Below are 17,734 nucleotides of genomic sequence, written 5' to 3'. Positions count from 1 at the left end.
CGGCCGATCAGCTCGTCGCCGCGCTGCGCGCCTCCCTGACGGAGAACGAGCGTCTGCGGCAGCACAACGACAGACTCGCCGCCGCGACCGCGGAGCCCGTCGCCGTCGTCGGCATGGCCTGCCGGTATCCGGGTGGCGTGACGACTCCGGAAGAGCTGTGGCGCCTGGTGGAGGAGGGCAGGGACGGCATCACGCCCTTCCCGGCCGACCGCGGCTGGGACCTCGCGGGCCTGTACGACCCGGAGCCGGGCAAGCCGGGCCGGACCAGTACCCGCGAGGGAGGCTTCCTCGACGCCGTCGCGGACTTCGACGCCGCGTTCTTCGGGATCAGCCCCAACGACGCACTGGGCATGGACCCCCAACAGCGCCTGCTGCTCGAAACCTCCTGGGAGGCCTTCGAGAGCGCCGGGATCGACCCGCTGTCGGTCAAGGGCACGCGGACCGGGGTGTTCGCCGGGGTCATGTACCACGACTACGGGCCCGGCACGAGCGACGGCAGCCTGGTCACCGGTCGCGTGGCCTACACCCTGGGACTGCGGGGCCCGGCCGTCACGGTGGACACCGCCTGCTCCTCGTCCCTCGTGGCCCTGCACTGGGCGGTACAGGCCCTGCGCTCCGGCGAGGTGACGATGGCGCTGGCCGGTGGTGTCACCGTGATGACGACCCCGGACACCTTCCTGCAGTTCAGCCACCAGCGGGGCCTCGCCGGCGACGGCCGCTGCAAGTCGTTCGCGGCGGCGGCGGACGGCACCGGCTGGGCCGAGGGCGCGGGCTTGCTGCTCCTGGAGCGGCTGTCGGACGCCGAGCGCGACGGACACACGGTGCTCGCACTCGTCCGAGGTACGGCGATCAACCAGGACGGCGCGTCGAGCGGCCTGACGACTCCCAACGGCCCGGCACAGCAACGCGTCATCCTCGACGCCCTGAGGACCGCGGGCCTGACCACGTCGGACATCGACGCCGTCGAGGCACATGGCACGGGCACCCGGCTGGGCGACCCGATCGAGGCACAGGCGCTGCTGGCGACGTACGGGCAGGCCCGGCGACACGGCCGTCCCCTGTGGCTGGGGTCGCTGAAGTCGAACATCGGCCACACCCAGGCCGCCGCAGGCGTCGGCGGCATCATCAAGACGGTCCAGGCGATGCGACACGGCCGACTGCCCAGGACCCTGCACGTGGACGACCCGACGCCCCAGGTCGACTGGACCGTCGGCTCGGTCGAACTGCTGCGACAGGCCCGTGACTGGCCCGACACCGGCCGCCCACGCCGCGCCGGGATCTCCTCCTTCGGAGTGAGCGGCACCAACGCCCACGTCATCCTCGAACAGGCCCCCGCCCCGCAGCGTCCGGAACAGGCCCCCGCCCCGCAGCGCCCAGACAGGGAACAGGGCCGGGCCCTTCCGCTGATGCTCACCGCCAAGGACCCCGCAGCCCTGCGCGGCCAGGCCCGAAAGCTGCTGGCCCATCTGGAAGCCCGGCCCGAGCTCCGTATGGCGGACGTCTGCTTCTCCCTCCTGAACGGGCGCTCCGCGTTCGAACACCGGGCCGCGACGGTCGCCGAGGACCGCGACGCGTTCCTCGACGCGCTGCGTGCCCTGAGCTGGGACGATCCCGCCCCCGGACTGGTACGAGAGCGTGCCGAGGCGGGCGGCAGGACGGTGTTCGTCTTCCCCGGCCATGGACCGCAGTGGGCCGGAATGGCGGCCCGACTGCTCGACTCCTCACCAGTGTTCGCCGAACGCATGGACGCCTGCGCCAAGGCGTTCGCCCCGTACGTCGACTGGTCACCGCTCGACGTGCTGCGGCAGGCCGACGGCGCTCCCGCGTTCGACCGCGTCGACGTCGTCCAGCCGATGCTGTTCGCCGTGACGGTCGGCCTGGCCGCGCTCTGGCAGTCGATGGGCGTGCGGCCGGACGCGGTGGTCGGGCACTCGCTGGGCGAGATCGCGGCGGCCCATGTCGCGGGCGCCCTGACCCTGGCGGATGCCGCCGGGCTGGTGCTGCTTCGCAGTCGCGCCACCGCTGCGGTCGCGGGCCGGGGCGGCATGCTCTCGGTCGCGCGTCCGGCGGAACAGCTGGAGCCCGTGCTGGCCCGGTGGGACGGGCAGTTGAGCGTCGCCGCCCTCAACGGCCCCGCGTCCACCGTCGTATCCGGGGAGAGGACCGCCCTCGACGCGTTCGCGGCACACTGCGAGACAGAGGGCATCCACGCCCGGCCCGTACCGATCGACTACGCCTCCCACTCCGCTCAGGTGGAGCCGGCCGAGGACATGATCCGGCGCGGGGCGGCGGACGTCATCCCCCGTTCCTCGGACATCCCGCTCCACTCCACCGTGACCGGCGGCCCGCTGGACACCCGCGAGATGGACGCCGACTACTGGCACCGCAACCTCCGGCATCCGGTGCGGTTCATGGACGCCGTCAGCAGCCTGCGTACCCCGGGCCATACGACGTTCATCGAGATCAGCCCCCATCCCGTCCTGCTGTCCGGGCTGCTGGAGAGCTACGAGGCGCCGGACGGGCGCACCGGTGGAGCGGCTGCCCTGGGGACCCTGCGCCGGGGCCACGGCGGATTCGGCGACTTCCTCGCCTCCGTCGCCGAGTACGCCGTCCAGGGCGGCACCGTCGACTGGCGGCCGTCCTTCGACGGCACCGGTGCACAACGCGTCGACCTGCCCACCTACGCGTTCCAACGCCGCCGCTACTGGCAGGACTTCACCGACGGCTCCGGCGACCCCCGCCGGCTCGGACAGTGCGCCGCACAGCACCCTCTGCTCGGCGCCGCCGTCCCGCTCCCGGACTCCGACGGCTGGGTCCTCACCGGCGTGCTCTCACCGGACGTCCAGCCGTGGCTGACCGATCACGGGGTCCACGGCGCGCTCCTGCTCCCCGGTACGGCCCTGCTGGAACTCGCCCTGCGGGCGGGCGACCAGGTCGGCTGTCGCGCGGTGGAGGAGCTGACGCTCCTCGAACCGCTGATCCTCACGGCCGGCCGCGGCGTCGCCGTCCAGGTGTCGGTCGGCGGTCCGGACGGCGACGGCCGACGACCCGTGCGCGTCTACGCACGCGCGCAGGACGCCGCCGCGCCGTGGACCCTGCACGCCAACGGCTTCCTCGGCCCTGGCGGCCTCGCACCGGCGTACGACCTGACTGCGTGGCCGCCGCCCGGTGCCGATCCGGTCGAACTGGAACACGCCTACGACGCCCTGCGCGACCAGGGCCACGACTACGGCCTCGTCTTCCAGGGGATGCGGGCCGCGTGGCGCCGCGGCGCCGAGATGTTCGCCGAGGTCGTCCTGCCGAAGCAGGCCCATACCGACGCCGGCCGCTTCGGCCTGCACCCGGCCCTGTTGGACGCGGCCCTGCACGCGGACCTGCTCGATGCCAGTCCTCGGGGCGGTGGCACACAACTCCCCTTCCACTGGCGCGGCGTGACCCTCCACGCGAGCGGTGCGACGGCGCTGCGGGCACGCATCGCGCCCTCCGGGCCGGACAGCGTCACCGTGGCGGTCGCCGACCGGACCGGGCGCCCGGTGCTGTCGGCGCAGTCGGTCGTGGCGCGGACAGTCCCGCAGGAGCGGGTGACCGGTGCCCGGGGCATCCGGGAAACGAGCCTGCTCCACCTCGTCTGGACACCGGTCTCGGTCACCGGCACGGCGGATGTCCGGGTGGGCGAGTGGGACGCGCTTCCGAGCGACGGCGACGTACCGGACGCGGTGGTGCTGGAGTGCGCCACACCGTACGGCGATGTCCCGTCCGGGGTACGGGACCACCTGAACCGGGTGCTGGGCGCGGTGCAGACGTGGCTGGCCGACGAGCGGTTCGCCTCGGCGAAGCTGGCCGTCGTGACCCGCAACGCCGTCGCCACGACCGAGGGCGAGGCCGTCGATCCCCGTCAGTCCCCGGTCTGGGGACTCGTGCGGGCAGCGCAGGCGGAGAACCCCGGGCGGTTCCTGCTGCTGGACGTGGACGACAGGGCGGAGCCGGCGCGGACAGTGGCCGCCCTCCTGGTCGCGCCGGACAGCCATGAGCCGGAGTTCGCGGTGCGGTCCGGGCAGGTGCTCGTACCGCGGCTCACGGCCGCCGCCGCAGTGCAGGAGAGTCCGACCCCACCCGATCCGAACGGGACCGTACTGATCACGGGCGGTACCGGCGGACTGGGCGCGCTCGTGGCGCGCCACCTCGTGACCCGGCACGGCGTCAGGCACCTGCTGCTGATCAGCCGTCGGGGCGCGGACGCACCGGGTGCGGCCGGACTGCGAGCCGAACTCACCGGACTCGGGGCCCGGGTGGACATCGTCGCGTGTGACACGGGCGACCGCCCCGCCCTGGAACACCTGCTGGCCGCCGTCCCCGACGACCACCCGCTCACCGGCGTGGTCCACGCGGCGGGCACGGCGGACGGCGGCCTGGTGCAGGCCCTGACCCCGGAGCGGCTCGACGCCGTATTGAGGCCGAAGGCGGACGCCGCCTGGCATCTGCACGAGCTGACCTTGGGCATGCCCCTGGCGTTCTTCGCGCTGTTCTCCTCGGCGGCCGGCACGGTGCTCGGCGCGGGGCAGGCGCACTACGCCGCGGCGAACGTCTTCCTCGACGCCCTCGCCACCCACCGCCGGTGCCTGGGGCTGCCAGCCACATCCCTGGGCTTCGGCCTGTGGGAGGTCACCACCGGCCTGACCGAGGCACGCGAGGACAGCGAGCAGTGGACCAGGGCACAGGGTCTGCCGGCGTTCGGGGCGGACGACGGGCTGGCGATGTTCGACGCGGCCCTGGCGAGCGGCCGCCCGGCCGTCGTACCGCTGCGGGTGGACGCCGCCGCGCTGCGCGCCCGCGCCGGGGGAATCCCGGCACTGCTGCGCGCCCTCGTACCCCCGGCACGGCGCCGCGCGGCCGACGGCGCCGTCGCGGCGGACTCCCTACGGCGGCGGCTGACCGGACTCCCCGCCGGCTCACGCCACCGCGAACTGCTGAACCTGGTGAGGGCACAGGCCGCCGCCGCGCTGGGACACCCGTCGCCGGACGCCATCGAGCCGGACCGGGCCTTCCGGGACCTCGGGTTCGACTCACTGGCCGCGGTGAGCCTGCGCAACCAGCTCAACTCGGTGACAGGACTGAGGCTCTCGCCGACGCTGGCCTTCGACCACCCGACGGCTTCCGCCGTCACCGCGTACGTGAACACGGAGATGTTCGGCCATGCCGAGGCGGAAGAGGCCGACGCCGATCTGGCCTCGGCGACGGCGGAGGAGCTCTTCGCCATTCTCGACAGCGAGGCCGGGGACCACGACCCCGCGCAACGGCAGCAGTAGAGAAGAGAAGGGACGACGAACAGCGTGACCCACGCGACCATCGACACCACCCCCTGGGTCCGCCGGTACCATCCGGCACCCCAGGCCCCTGCCCGGCTGGTGTGCTTCCCGCATGCGGGAGGCTCCGCCACCTTCTACTTCCCCGTGTCGCGGGCGCTGTCGCCGTCCGTGGACGTGCTGGCGATCCAGTACCCCGGCCGACAGGACCGGCACACCGAACCATGCGTCGACGACATGGCGATGCTCGCGGATCTGGTCACCGACGAGCTGGGTCCGTGGCTCGACCGGCCCGTCGCCCTCTTCGGCCACAGCATGGGTGCCACACTGGCCTACGAGGTCGCACGTCGGCTGGAAGCGGCCGGCACGACGTTGCTCGGCCTCTTCGCCTCCGGAAGGGGCGCACCCTCGCGGCAGCGTGACGAGCGCGCGCACCTAGCAACCGACGACCGGCTGCTGGCCGAACTCAGAAAGCTCAGCGGCACCGAGGCACGGATGCTGGACGACCAGGAACTCGTCCGCATGATCCTGCCCGCCGTGCGCAGCGACTACCGGGCCGTGGAGACCTACCGTCACCGGCCCGGCCCGCCACTGCGGTGCCCGGTCCTCGCCCTCGTCGGCGACGCCGACCCCAAGGCGACGATCGACGAAGTGAGGTCATGGGCCGAGCACACGACGGGACCGTTCGCCCTCCGCGTCTTCCCCGGCGGGCACTTCTACCTCAACGACCAGGCCCCAGCCGTCCTGGCCGCCCTCTCCTCGCACATCACTCCGGACCAAGGGGCTGAACGTACGTGAACTCCACGCAATCGAAGGGCAGTCGGGGCAGCTCACCGGAACGCCATGCGGTCGTCGTGGGCGGCAGCATCGCCGGGTTGCTCGCGGCCCATGTCCTTGCCGCGCACGCCGACCGGGTCACGGTGGTCGAACGTGACCGCTACCCGGAAGGGACCGGCACACGCCCCGGAGCTCCGCAGAGCCGTCACCCGCACGCCCTGCTCGAAGGCGGGCAACGGGCACTGGACGCACTGCTGCCGGGGTTCACGGACGAACTGCGCGCGGCGGGAGCGCCCCGAGTGGGGATGCCGGCCGACATGGTGCAGCACCATGCGGGTCGTTGGTGTCGGCGGACCCCCGCGTCGACGTACGTCTTCACCGGCTCGCGGCAGCAGATCGAGAACCTGGTACGGCGGCGGGTGCTCGCCGACCCGACCGTCATCACGCTGGAGTCGACGGAGGTCATGGGACTGGTCGGCGCCCCCTCGCGGGTCCGGGGCGTGCGGGTGCGCGAACGAGGCGACGGTACCCGCGAGGAGGAGCGCATCCTGGAGGCGGACCTGGTCGTGGACGCCTCCGGGCGCGGCACGAAGGCCCCGCAGTGGCTCACCGCGATCGGCGCGGACGCCCCGCACGAGGAGACCATCGACACCGGGCTCGCCTATGCCTCACGGATCTACCGCGACACCACCGGCACCCTGGACACCGAGACGCTCGGCCTCTCCATCGTCCCGGACCCCACCCAGGTCCACGGAGCGCTCGTCCTGCCCCTGGAGGACGGCAGCCATCTGGTCACCGTCTCGGGCCTGCGCGGCGACGAACCGCCCACGGACGAGCACGAGTACGTGGTGTACGCGAAGCAACTGCCGCACACCCTCGTGCATGACTGGCTGCGCGATGCCGAGCCGCAGTCACGGGTGTTCGGGTTCCGCAAAACCGCCAACGTACGACGACGGTACGACCTGCCCGGCCGCCGCCCCGCAGGCTTCCTGGCCGCCGGTGACGCTCTGTGCACGTTCAACCCGATCTACGGCCAGGGCGTATCCATCGCCGCGATGACCGCCGTGGCCCTGCGCGACGCGCTCGCCGACGCACGCCGGACCCCCACGACACGCCGGGTGCAGCGCGCCCTCCTCGCGGCGTCCCGACCTGCCTGGGACATCTCGGCCGGCTCGGACAGGACCATGCCGGGCGCGACCGGCAACGCCCTCGCCTCACGAGCCGTGGACCGGCCCGGCGCCTGGTACCTGCGCCGGGTCGTGGAGCGCATCCCCGGCGACCTCTTGGTGGGCGACGCCTTCCGCCGCGTCCTGTCCCTGACCGCACCGGTCAGCGCCCTGTTCGCCCCCGAGGTGGCCCGAGCCGTGCTGTTCGGCCCACCCGTCCTCACACCTGCTGAGCCCCCCATGACCCGGGAGAACCCGGAAACCTGACGCGTGCCGTCACAGCGCCCGGACCGCATGGACCCTGACCTCCGCGTCCGTCGTCGCGGTGGCCAGGGCCTGTCGGCCTTCGTCGGTGACGCGGTGCCGGGTCAGTGGAGTTGATGCGGGGATGGAGTCGGCGCAGTGAGGACAGCAGGCCCACGGGCTGAGCCGCGGGATGAACATGGGAGAAGAGGGCTGATTCCGATGTCCCTCCCGTCGGAGTGCTCGGCACTCTCAGAAGCTCCTGACCCGGGAGAAACCCCGGGTCAGGAGCCTTGCTTCGTTCCGCTAGAAGAAGCCGAGCTTCTTCGGCGAGTAGCTCACCAGCAGGTTTTTCGTCTGCTGGTGGTACAGGCAGGGCATCCGTCTGACCAGCAGGAATGGAGGCCTAGAGTTGACTCTCTGTCGGGGATCTTGGAGTTTCGCGGTGCGGCAGCATGATCAGCGGGCATGCTCGGGTGGTTCCGATGACCGATGCAGATGTCGAGGCCACCGCAGCGATCACACGCATGATCGAAGCGTTCCAAGAACAGCTGGTCACCATCGATGAACTGCGGGCCCGGATGCCCGACCCGCGGGCCCGGGAGAGCAACCTGCGCGGCCAACTCGACGCGCTGGAAGCCCAGCTCGCCGACCGCGACGCCTACCTCAAGCTCGCTGACGACCTCGAAGGCTTCCTCGCCCAGCTCCGCGAGAACGCTGGGACAGCCGAGGTCCCCGAGCGCCAGCGCGTCCTGCGGCTCCTCGTCAAGGACGTCCTCGTGGGCCCGAGAAGATCACCATCCGGCACCGCATACCCGTGCGTGAGCGCTGCCCTTGCCGGAAACCTCATCCGGCCTGGTTGCGCAGCATGCTGGTACTCGTGAAGGAGGCCGCCGAGTCGGTCGGTTCGATGTATGTCGAGGCGGGCGATTTCGTCCGGATCGGTGATCGGTGATCGGTGATCGGTGATCGGTTCGGGGAGCGGGTGCAGCGGGCAGGCGTTCGCGATGCCCTGGTGCGGCCGGTGCGCGTTGTAGAACTGCTCGAACTCCCGCAGTGCGTGGAGGAGATGTCGCTGGTTCCAGATCAGGGTGCGGTCCAGCAGTTCACGGCGGCAGGTCTGCACCCACCTCTCCATGATGGAGTTCATGCGGGGGATCCGGATGCCACTGAGCGCGACCTCGATCCCCGCGTCGGCGAGGATCGTGTCGAACAGTTCGGGGAACTTCCCGTCCCGGTCCCTGATCACGTAGCGGGCCTGGCAGCCGGCGTCCTGGAGATCCATGACGAGGTTCCTGGCGGCCTGCGCCACCCAGGAGGCGGTCGGGTGCGCCGTCGCGCCCAGGACGCGGATGCGCCGGCCGGCGTGCCCGATCACCGCGAACACGTACAGCCGCGTCCCGGACAGAGTGATGGTCTCGAAGAAGTCACACGCCAGCAGGGCATCGGCCTGGGAGCGCAGGAAGTCCGCCCAGGTACTGGACGTCCGCTCGGTGCCGGCGGGATCCCGGCATCCTTCAGGATCTCCCACACGGTGGAGGCGGCCACCTGCACACCCAGGACGAGCAACTCACCGTGGATGCGCCGATATCCCCACCCGGGATTCTCCCTCGCCAGGCGCAGGATGAGAGCGCGGATCGAGCGCACCGTGCGCGGCCGTCCCGAACGTTTCGGACGGGAACGGGCCGCATGGCGGCGCGCGAGAAGATCACGGTGCCGGCGCATCACCGTGTCCGGCCGCACCAGCAGCCGCACCCCGCGCAGCACCTCCGTCGGCAACCGGCGCAGCAATGCTGCCAGGAACGCGCGATCGCCCGGGGCGAACCGCACTCTCCGGCCGTCGGGTTGGCGCTCCAGTACCCCGATTCTGATGGCGAAGAGCGAGGATCTCGGCGTCCTTGCCATGATCGCTCATCGGCAGTAGGCGCAGCAGGGCGAACACGTTCGCCACACCCAGATAGGCCAGTCGCAGCAGCACGACCGGCCATCATGCCGGGGCGACCACCAGGTGCCCAGAGCACCCGCCCAAACGCCCGCGCTCGACACCACCCGTACACCAGCCCCCACCAGGACGGATGAGTTTTTCGGCAGGCGCAAGGTAAGCAGCTCTGTAAGTGCGCGCCCCATCTCGACGATCGACCGGCTGTGAGTTCGGGTCTGACTCAAGCGTCAAGGAAGGCTGAGATCTGGCATCGGACCGCATCCGGAGGTCGAGTCTGGCGCACGCACTCTGCGGCCTCCACTAGACTTCCGAATACGTTCCGAATACTATGGATCCATGACCATAGCAGCAGACCTCCCCGTGGCGACTCGGCGCTCCTCGGACCTGAGCAAGCACTCCGCCGAGGTCTTCGCCGAGGCCGAGGACCACCCCGTGACGGTGACCCGGCGCGACGGCGAGGCTCTGGTCCTGATGTCGCAGCGCGAGGCCGAGGGTCGTGCCCGCTTGCTGAACTTTGCCGCGCAGCTCATCACCGTCACCCTCGACGACCGCGGCTCGCTCGCCGAGCGGATGTCCAAGGCCTTCCCTTGGATGCTCGCGCTGTCGCCGGCCGACCGGGAGTCCTGCGCGCAGGACCTCGTCGATGCGGCGCGCGCGTCGTTCGCCACCGACCAGCCGCACCTCGCGATCGCAGAGCTGACCTCCTGGAAGGAGACGGCCACGGCCGTCGCGGCCGGGCTCAGCAGCGGCAGCGCCGGTCTGGAGTGGTTCGACGACGATGAGACCGTGGAGCGTCCGTAGCCGTGGCGGCCGCCAGGAAGGGCGAGCTGGTTCCTCGCCCTCCGAAGAAGATCGAGTACGAGATCCGCTTCGCCACAGCCGACGCGCAGAAGGGATGGCGCGACCTCGTCGCGACGATCCGCAACCCCATGACGGAGACCTGGGACTTCCTCACGCGGACGCCACTGTCCACGACGCCGACGAACTATCGGCTCAAGGGTGAGCTCGGCGTCATCGAGCGTGGCGGCGCGACCCATGAGCGGTGGCAGCACAAACCGACTGCGAAGGGCACCGCGCGCATCTGGTTCTACGTCCACGAGCGCACGGTCTTCCTGGAGCAGGTGCACACGAGCCACCCGAACGAGACGAAGTAGGCGCGCTTCGCAGCCTCGCACATCGTCGGTGAGCGCGCATCCGATGGGGATGATCGCTGTGTGGCTGCCGCGACCGGGGACTTTGAGCGCGAACGCGAGAGGAGCGTGACCGCACCCCGTGCCGCCGGTGCAGAGTACCGCTCCCACGGCCCCCAGCCGTCCGGTGTGGCGCTCCGCGTCCACGAGGTGCACTGGCCTGAGAGCCTGCCCGGCGCAGGATGGCGACGAGCCGGTCGACTTGCGACTGTGACAGAGGAGGCGCGCCGTCGGCCTTGGCGGCTCCCGCCTTCCGGAGGTCCTCGAGTACGACCGGAGAGGCCGGGTGGAGCGGCCATCGTGTTCGCGAGGCGCTCTGGTTGTCGGCGGGCTCTACGCTCACGGTCGTGCGTGCCGAGTGTCGAACTGACCGTGGTATATCGCTGCTGTTCTCGGATGTGTCGCCTGCTGCAGCTGATGAACCCAACAGTGGCCTCCTTCCTCAAGTACGAGCCGCTCTCGACTCGTCAGCCGAACGCGTCGGTTTCGCTCAGGACGACTGGTCTTCGCCTGCCCGCAGCAGCGCTGCCATGCCCACCCATGACTGACGAAGCCGGTGCCAAGCGCGGAAGCTCGGCCTGCGCGGCGAGGAGGAGGAGCTGAAGGCCGAGGCCTTCGAGCCGGGAGGACGCCATCGCCACAACCTCCTGCGCGAATGGGCAACGAGCCTCGCTCTCGCCCGGGCCTGGAGCCTCGCGGGGCCGCCGCGGAGAGGGAAGGCGAGCGGCTCCGCGGCATCGTGTCCACCGCTCTCCGCTACTCGCGCGAAGCAGGAAAGGACCGCAGGGCGGGCCGGATCGAGCGCGGCCTGAACGGGAGGGAGCTCGAGTCGGTCGGAGTGTCAGTGGTCGCCGCCATACTCAGAAGATGTGCAACTGACTTTCAGGCGCATGTCCTGGAGTCCTCGACCGAGTAGGAACGAATTGACACCCGAGAGCGACGCGGTGCCTGACCGCGACCCGTACCTTCTGGCGCAGATGCGAGAGGCCTTCGGGCGCGTGGTCTACAGCCACAAGACCCATGAGAAGCAGGCGGACATCTGCTTCACCAAGCACCGGTGGCAGCAGGGCGTCCTCATTGCTCTCACCGCGATCGGCTCGGGCACCTTCCTCGCCGCGGTGGTCGGCCTGCTCGGCAACGCAGTGCTGACGAGCCTCGTGACCTCTTCTATCGCGCTCCTGGTCAGCTGGATGAGCCTTGGGACGAAGACCTTCAAGTTCGAGGAGGAGTCCGAGGCCCACCGCGGCATCGCCTCTCGGCTGTGGGACGTCCGGGAGTCCTACATCTCCCTCATCGCCGACCTGATGTCCGGCACCGTCTCCAACGCGGAGGGCCGAGAGCGGCGGGACGAGCTGCAGCAGGCGGCGCGCGACGCGTACGCCGACGCGCCCAGGACGAGCAGCAGGGCGTTCGCGCGAGCCCAGGGCGGGCTGCAGAACAACGAGGAGATGACGTTCACCTCGCGCGAGATCGACCTCTTCCTCCCGGAGGCGCTCCGGCTCGGCGAAGGCGAGGCATCACGATGAAGACCTCAGAGATCTTCGAAACACTGCTCAAGAACCTGAAGGTCGGGGAGACGGCCACGACGGTCGCCTCACGGCGGGACGAGATCACGAAGGCGCTCAACAAGGACTTCCGCGACAAGCACGGCTGCACCGACTACAAGCTGATGGTCGGATCGTTCGGCCGGCACACCGCGATCAAGGGAGTGTCCGACCTCGACATGATCTTCATCCTCCCGCCCGGGATCCGGTCAAGCTACGACGGGGACACCGGCCCGCGGAGGATTCTCGAGAGGGTTCGCGACGACCTCAAGGCGCGGTACAAGAACACGGAGATCCGCGTCGACCAGTGCGTCGTCCGAGTGCGGTTCACGTCCAACGCCTTCAAGTTCGAGGTCCAGCCGGCATTCGAGAACGCCGATGGCAGCTTCGACTACCCGAACACGAAGGCTGAAGGCTGGAAGGTCACCAAGCCACGCGAGGAGATCGCCGCGACCAAGGAGTGCAACGACCGCACCTCGACGAACATGCGCCACCTCGCCCGGATGGCACGGGCGTGGAAGAACGCGAACGGCGTAAACATGGGCGGCCTGCTCATCGACACCCTCGTCTACAACTTCTTCGACCAGACCGACGACTACGACGCAGCGGGCACAGGCTCGTTCGACCTCATGGCCCGCGACTTCTTCGAATTCCTCAAAGATCAACCAGAGCAGGAGTACTACCTGGCGCTGGGCAGCCGGCAGCAGGTCCACGTCAAGGCGCAGTTCCAGCCGAAGGCGAAGAAGGCGTACAACCGATGCCTTGAGGCGATCGCGGACGAAGGCAAGACGTCCGCCAACAAGAAGTGGCGCGAGGTCTTCGGCACGTCGGTGCCGCTGGCGAAGAGCGCGAGCGAGTCGTCCCGGTCGTTCAAGGACACCGAGGAGTTCATCGAGGACGAGTTCCCGGTCGACGTGTCCGAGACCGTGTCCATCGATTGCGAGGTCACGCAGGCCGGATGGCGTCCGACCTGGCTCCGCGTGATGCGTCGCGGCGGGATCCTGCTCAAGGCCGACAAGAGCTTGAGGTTCGTGGTCACCAACTGCTCGGTCGGGGAGCCCTACACACTCAAGTGGAAGGTGCTCAATCGTGGTCCGGAAGCCGAGCGGCGGGACAAGATCCGCGGCCAGATCGTCGACTCGAGCAAGCGGGGAGTCCGCATCGAGCACTCGGACTTCAAGGGCGAGCACGTCGTCGAGTGCTACGTCGTCAAGGACGGGGTCGTCGTCGCTCGGGACCGGATCGACGTGCCGGTCAGCAACACGAGCGTAAAGACGGCGAACGTCTTGTAGGGAACGGATCCTCGGAGCGCGACGAGGCCCTGCCGAATCTGCCGGGGTCTCGTCGCATCAGGCGCATCCGCCCGTAGGGTTGAAGCATGAGCAGTTCTCTCGCAGCCATGCCCGAGTCCCTGCTCAACGCCGAGATGGCCTTCGCGGGCAAGCGGTACGGCGTTCGCTGCGCTGCTGAGCTGCGTTCCGAGGGTCCCCAGCAGGTTCGCAGAGCAGATCGTCGGCCTGCTCCGCGTCGAAGCAGATACCGCGGAAGCGGAGTTCCGGCAGCTTCGAGATCTCGGCTGAGGCTGGTTCTCCGTCGGATGCTTCCGGAGAATGGTGCCGTGGAACGGCAAATCGACTTCTCGCGCGAGCGGCAGATGCTCTGTGGGGGCTGCGATCATCGGTGGCGCGTCGATCTGGACTGGATCGATCGGTGGGAGCAGGCGACGGAGACCTGCCCCGGCTGCGGCATGGCCTGCGGGCACGAGGACTCGCCTCGGGTGACGCTCGACTCCGGCGACCCGGCGCTCGACGACGACAGGGTCGCGCGGTTCTCCTGGTACCACACGAGCGCGCAGGCGGACTGGCCGACGCGGGACTTCGACCCGGCAGCCGTCTTGGCTCCCGAGACCCGCAGTCGCCGCAGCCAACCGCTTGGTTTGAGGACCGTCTCGTAGACGGTCCGGAGTGTCGTTCGGGCGGACGGAACGCCCTTGCGTGGAGGTCGTGATTGGGTCCGTGGTGACCAAGCGCCTGGGCGCTCTGCCTGTCGCTGCCGAGTTTCTGCGTCGGCTGGACGTCGTGGGATCGTCGACGGGCTGCGGCCACCGGATTCGCGGGCGGACCTGACGCACGGCCAGGTGATCGAGGTACTGGTGGCGAACCGGCTGACCGCTCCCGCGCCGCTGTTCCGCGTCGGGGACTGGGCGTACTCGTGTGAGGCCGTCAAGGGTCTTGGTGGAGGCCGATGCGTGTCCCGGCTGGTGCATTGACGGGTCTCATCGGTGTCTTGATGGGGGCTTCGGCGATCAGCGGCGTTGTCGCGTCCGGCCGGTGGCAGCAGAACGTCTCCACGGGACACCACCGGAACTCGAAGATGTCCATGGCGAGACGCCGACGTATCAATCGGGTGGGAGGGCCGGGTGACCGGCCCTCCCACCCGATTGATGCTCCGTCAGAAGAGCAGCTCAGGCTCAACTTCCGAGGAGCATCCTCCGCGGTTACCTACAGCGAGGACCCCGGGGACGACCGTCGGCCACTCCCAGTCGGCGAACAGCACGACGACGCAGACGGCCTGCGCTGACCTGAGTGCAGACGATGTCCTCGTCGTCCAGTCATATCCCGGTGTGCCGGCCCTCGGGCCACCATCGGGTGTGGCTCGGCCCACGGCGTCGTGCGCGGTAGCGCGGGACGGTGCAGATCTCATGGGCCGAACGGCGGGCGAGGAGCGTCCGTGAGTCGGTCTGGTGGAGGGGTCTTTCGGGGATGGGCGGCGTGCGGCGGAGCCGGTGCGCGTGCTCAAGATCAGTCAGGAGCTGGGCGAGGTCGCGGAGGCCCTTCACGGCGCGGCGGTGGTGGAGCACCAGCTCCAGGGCCGCGTGCCGGATGGGATCACCGGCGGCTGGGGAGATCCGGCTCCTCCAGGTCCTCGCGATCAACGGGGACATGGGGGAAGTCGCCATAACGGTGTACGGGGCACGGGTCCGCATGGTGAGGCAGTCGAGGTGACGCACACGTGGGAGGACATGGAAGCGCGCCTCGGCTGGCTTATCCTCACGGGCGCCGCGCTGGACGACCTCACCGGGTGCTGCCTGGGACACGGTGGACGAGCGGCTGCGTTTTTGCGTGGCGAGGGTCGCGGCCTTGGCCGGACATGAACCTCAGCTGACCCGCTCTGCCCTCTGTGCGTAAGGGCCCGCACGGCAAGCCGTGCGGGCCCTTACGTGTCATCCCTTACTTTGCGGACGCACACGTCCTAGTGGGGCGTATCCCGCCTCCCCGGTGGGAGAAGAGTGGGAGACAAGTGGGAGATGATCATGGCGTGGTGCTGCAATCAGGCGCTAGGAAATGCTAGGTAACGCTACCTGCGCGGCCCTGGTTCAGCCGCCGGATTCGCCCGCGTGCGGGCTGAGCACACCCATGCTGACCAGCACAATCACCACCACACCGAGCGCGATGCGGTACCAGACGAACGGCATGAAGCTCTTGGTGGTGATGAACTTCATGAACCACGCAATCACCGCGTAGCCGACCGCGAAGGCAACGACCGTCGCGAAGATCGTCGGGCCCCAGGTGACATGGCCGCCCTCGGTGGCGTCCTTCAGCTCGAAGAGACCGGAGGCGAGGACGGCGGGAACCGCGAGCAGGAAGGAGTAGCGGGCTGCTGCCTCGCGCCTGTACCCCATGAACAGGCCGCCGCTGATGGTCGCGCCGGAGCGGGAGACACCCGGAATGAGCGCCAGGGCCTGGCAGAATCCGTAGATCAGACCGTCCTTGACGGTCAGGTTGTCGAGCGACTTGAGCTGCTTCGGCGAGCGATGCCGGCCGCCCTGCTCGTCCCGCGCCGCCAGCCGGTCGGCGACACCGAGGACGATGCCCATGCCGATCAGCATCACCGCGGTGAGCCGCAGGTCGCGGAACGGCCCCTCGATCTGGTCCTTCAGCGTCAGGCCGAGGATGCCGATCGGGAGCGAGCCGACGATGACGAGCCAGCCCATCCGGGCGTCGGGGTTCCGGCGCATCTCCTTGTTGGTGAGCGAGCGCGTCCAGGCCGACAGGATCCGCGCGATGTCCTTGCGGAAGTAGATCAGCACGGCGGCTTCCGTGCCGATCTGGGTGATCGCGGTGAAGGCCGCGCCCGGGTCCTCCCATCCGGAGAAGGCCGCGGTCAGCCGCAGATGCGCGCTGGAGGAGACGGGAAGGAACTCGGTCAGCCCTTGGACGAGTCCGAGGATGAGAGATTCAAACCAAGACATGAGGCAGTGGTGTCCAAGTGCGGATCGCGGGAGGGGACGGCGCAGGCATGCCGAAACGCCATGTGCGATGAATGGTGATCAGGCGTGCCGAGGGGGAAGCGTAGCGCCCCAAGATGACGACCTTGACGCCAGGGGCCGGGCCGAGCGCCGGACCGGCGCCCCTGCCCGGCCTCATCGTGCCCGCAACCGGTGCCGCTTGCGCCAGGCCACCACCGCGCCCACCAGACCCGGCACGGTGATGCAGGCCAGCGCGATCAGGAAGGCCGGGGATGTCGGCGTGGAGGCGCGGGCACCGGCGACGGTATAGGCGGCGGTGTTCGGGATCGAGCCGAGCCCCGTCGCCAGCAGGAACGGCAGCAGACCCATCCGGGAGACGGCGGCGCAGTAGTTCGACGCGGCGAACGGCACCCCCGGGAACAGCCGCGCCGCCAGCATCGAGCGGAAGCCGTGCCGGCTCAGCTGGTTGTCCGCCGCCTTCAGCCAGCGCCCTCGCAGCAGCGGACGCAGCGCGTCCTGGCCGAGCGCCCGCCCGAGGCAGAACGCGAGCCCGGCACCGAGCACCGTGCCGCCCAGAGCGGCGCCGAGCCCCAGCTGACTGCCGAACAACGCGCCCGCGGCGAGGTTCAGAATCGGGCGTGGTACGAACGCCACCGTGCACACCCCGTAGGCCACCGCGTACGCAACGACCGTCGTGGCACCGCCGAGCTGCGACGGCAGACTGTCAGTCAGCAGCTTCTGCGGCTCCAGGAGCAGCATGACCGAGGCCGCGGAGGCGAGCAGCACGGCCAGCAGGGACAGGCGCGACCAGGGGGACAGCAGGACTCTGGCACAGCGGGCGGTGAGACCCGCCGCGGGTGGCGCCGCGGGGACGACGACCACGGCGGTGGTGAGCTGTGCGGCGGAGGCCCGGGGAGAGGCCGTAGCGGTGCCCCCAGAGCGGTTGGTGGCATCGAGCATTCGGTGACACTAACCGACGAATGTGACCGGCCGCCGTAGTGTGCGTCTCAGACGTGCCACAGCGGCCGGAACACCCAGGGCGCGACACACCGCGTGGGAGGGGCCCGACCGCGTACCGCGGAAAACCATTCGACGCCGGGCGCCGTGCCCGCCAGGATCGACGACATGTTCCGGCACGCAGCCTTCCTCCTCGCAGCATCCGCCACCGCGGATGCCCCGAAGGCTGCCGTCCGTGCCCTCGCGGTTCTCGCAGTCGCAGTCGCAGTCGCAGTCGCTGTCGACGGCGCCCGAAGCTGACCCTCCCCGGATCGTCCGGCGGACCCCCCAGGGGGAGGGTCGGCAGGTTCCTCGGGGTCCCCG

11 protein-coding genes and 2 pseudogenes are annotated in these 17,734 nt (G+C 70.0%); 9 read left to right on the top strand and 4 right to left on the bottom strand.

The annotated features are described in order from the left end of the window. Positions 1 to 23: 23 nt before the first annotated feature. From ACFPZI_RS18860 to ACFPZI_RS18845, 4 genes and pseudogenes are all read left to right on the top strand, one after another. Positions 24 to 5,306, top strand: a pseudogene (locus tag ACFPZI_RS18860) (type I polyketide synthase); the annotation flags it as partial. A 24-nt stretch (positions 5,307 to 5,330) separates the two neighbouring features. Then, positions 5,331 to 6,101, top strand: a complete 771-nt coding sequence (locus tag ACFPZI_RS18855; protein ID WP_381364415.1) for a thioesterase II family protein — start codon at positions 5,331 to 5,333, stop codon at positions 6,099 to 6,101. Continuing rightward, on the top strand, positions 6,098 to 7,513 hold the full coding sequence (locus ACFPZI_RS18850) for an NAD(P)/FAD-dependent oxidoreductase (protein ID WP_381364413.1): 1,416 nt from the start codon (positions 6,098 to 6,100) through the stop codon (positions 7,511 to 7,513). The genes ACFPZI_RS18855 and ACFPZI_RS18850 overlap by 4 nt, the downstream gene beginning before the upstream one ends. 461 nt (positions 7,514 to 7,974) lie before the next feature. Continuing rightward, positions 7,975 to 8,373 carry a hypothetical protein gene (locus ACFPZI_RS18845; RefSeq protein ID WP_381364423.1) on the top strand — a complete coding sequence of 133 codons (399 nt, stop codon included), beginning with the start codon at positions 7,975 to 7,977 and terminating at the stop codon, positions 8,371 to 8,373. On the opposite strand, the pseudogene ACFPZI_RS18840 reads toward ACFPZI_RS18845, so the two are convergent. Next, positions 8,352 to 9,467: pseudogene (locus ACFPZI_RS18840) on the bottom strand (integrase core domain-containing protein); the annotation flags it as partial. The gene ACFPZI_RS18845 and the pseudogene ACFPZI_RS18840 sit on opposite strands and share 22 nt — an antisense overlap. A 300-nt stretch (positions 9,468 to 9,767) precedes the next feature. Here ACFPZI_RS18840 and ACFPZI_RS18835 point away from each other — a divergent pair. From ACFPZI_RS18835 to ACFPZI_RS18815, 5 genes are all read left to right on the top strand, one after another. Beyond that, positions 9,768 to 10,232 carry a prevent-host-death protein gene (locus ACFPZI_RS18835; protein ID WP_215207970.1) on the top strand — a complete coding sequence of 155 codons (465 nt, stop codon included), beginning with the start codon at positions 9,768 to 9,770 and terminating at the stop codon, positions 10,230 to 10,232. A gap of 2 nt (positions 10,233 to 10,234) precedes the next feature. Continuing rightward, a complete protein-coding gene (locus tag ACFPZI_RS18830; protein WP_076094230.1) occupies positions 10,235 to 10,585 on the top strand; it encodes a hypothetical protein in 351 nt (116 codons plus the stop codon). A 959-nt stretch (positions 10,586 to 11,544) separates the two neighbouring features. Then, positions 11,545 to 12,147, top strand: a complete 603-nt coding sequence (locus tag ACFPZI_RS18825) for an SLATT domain-containing protein (RefSeq protein WP_381364411.1) — start codon at positions 11,545 to 11,547, stop codon at positions 12,145 to 12,147. Further along, positions 12,144 to 13,457, top strand: coding sequence for a nucleotide-binding domain-containing protein (locus ACFPZI_RS18820; protein WP_381364409.1), 1,314 nt, complete (start codon positions 12,144 to 12,146; stop codon positions 13,455 to 13,457). Before ACFPZI_RS18825 ends, ACFPZI_RS18820 begins: the two co-directional genes overlap by 4 nt. Positions 13,458 to 13,783: 326 nt before the next feature. After that, positions 13,784 to 14,119 (top strand): hypothetical protein, encoded by a 336-nt coding sequence (locus tag ACFPZI_RS18815; RefSeq protein ID WP_381364407.1) that lies wholly within the window; start codon positions 13,784 to 13,786, stop codon positions 14,117 to 14,119. Between the two features lie 657 nt (positions 14,120 to 14,776). Here ACFPZI_RS18815 and ACFPZI_RS18810 read toward each other — a convergent pair. The 3 genes from ACFPZI_RS18810 to ACFPZI_RS18800 all read right to left on the bottom strand — a co-directional run bounded on the left by ACFPZI_RS18810 (position 14,777) and on the right by ACFPZI_RS18800 (position 17,374). After that, positions 14,777 to 15,109, bottom strand: coding sequence for a hypothetical protein (locus tag ACFPZI_RS18810; protein ID WP_381364406.1), 333 nt, complete (start codon positions 15,107 to 15,109; stop codon positions 14,777 to 14,779). Between the two features lie 432 nt (positions 15,110 to 15,541). Then, positions 15,542 to 16,417, bottom strand: coding sequence for an undecaprenyl-diphosphate phosphatase (locus tag ACFPZI_RS18805; protein ID WP_381364404.1), 876 nt, complete (start codon positions 16,415 to 16,417; stop codon positions 15,542 to 15,544). Between the two features lie 171 nt (positions 16,418 to 16,588). Beyond that, on the bottom strand, positions 16,589 to 17,374 hold the full coding sequence (locus ACFPZI_RS18800) for a TVP38/TMEM64 family protein (protein ID WP_381364402.1): 786 nt from the start codon (positions 17,372 to 17,374) through the stop codon (positions 16,589 to 16,591). Between the last annotated feature and the right edge of the window lie 360 nt (positions 17,375 to 17,734).

The organism is Streptomyces chlorus (assembly GCF_042655885.1).
Lineage (GTDB): Bacteria > Actinomycetota > Actinomycetes > Streptomycetales > Streptomycetaceae > Streptomyces > Streptomyces chlorus.
The sequence above is the reverse complement of the archived record's forward strand: the minus strand, read 5'-3'. Positions and strand labels throughout refer to the sequence as shown.

What these genes read in the sequence shown, in the direction of transcription:
- ACFPZI_RS18845 (WP_381364423.1), top strand. Translation starts at nt 7,975, where the DNA reads ATGACCGATGCAGATGTCGAGGCCACCGCAGCGATCACACGCATGATC.
- ACFPZI_RS18835 (WP_215207970.1), top strand. Translation starts at nt 9,768, where the DNA reads ATGACCATAGCAGCAGACCTCCCCGTGGCGACTCGGCGCTCCTCGGAC.
- ACFPZI_RS18820 (WP_381364409.1), top strand. Translation starts at nt 12,144, where the DNA reads ATGAAGACCTCAGAGATCTTCGAAACACTGCTCAAGAACCTGAAGGTC.
- ACFPZI_RS18810 (WP_381364406.1), bottom strand. Translation starts at nt 15,109, where the DNA reads ATGTCCCCGTTGATCGCGAGGACCTGGAGGAGCCGGATCTCCCCAGCC.
- ACFPZI_RS18805 (WP_381364404.1), bottom strand. Translation starts at nt 16,417, where the DNA reads ATGTCTTGGTTTGAATCTCTCATCCTCGGACTCGTCCAAGGGCTGACC.
- ACFPZI_RS18800 (WP_381364402.1), bottom strand. Translation starts at nt 17,374, where the DNA reads ATGCTCGATGCCACCAACCGCTCTGGGGGCACCGCTACGGCCTCTCCC.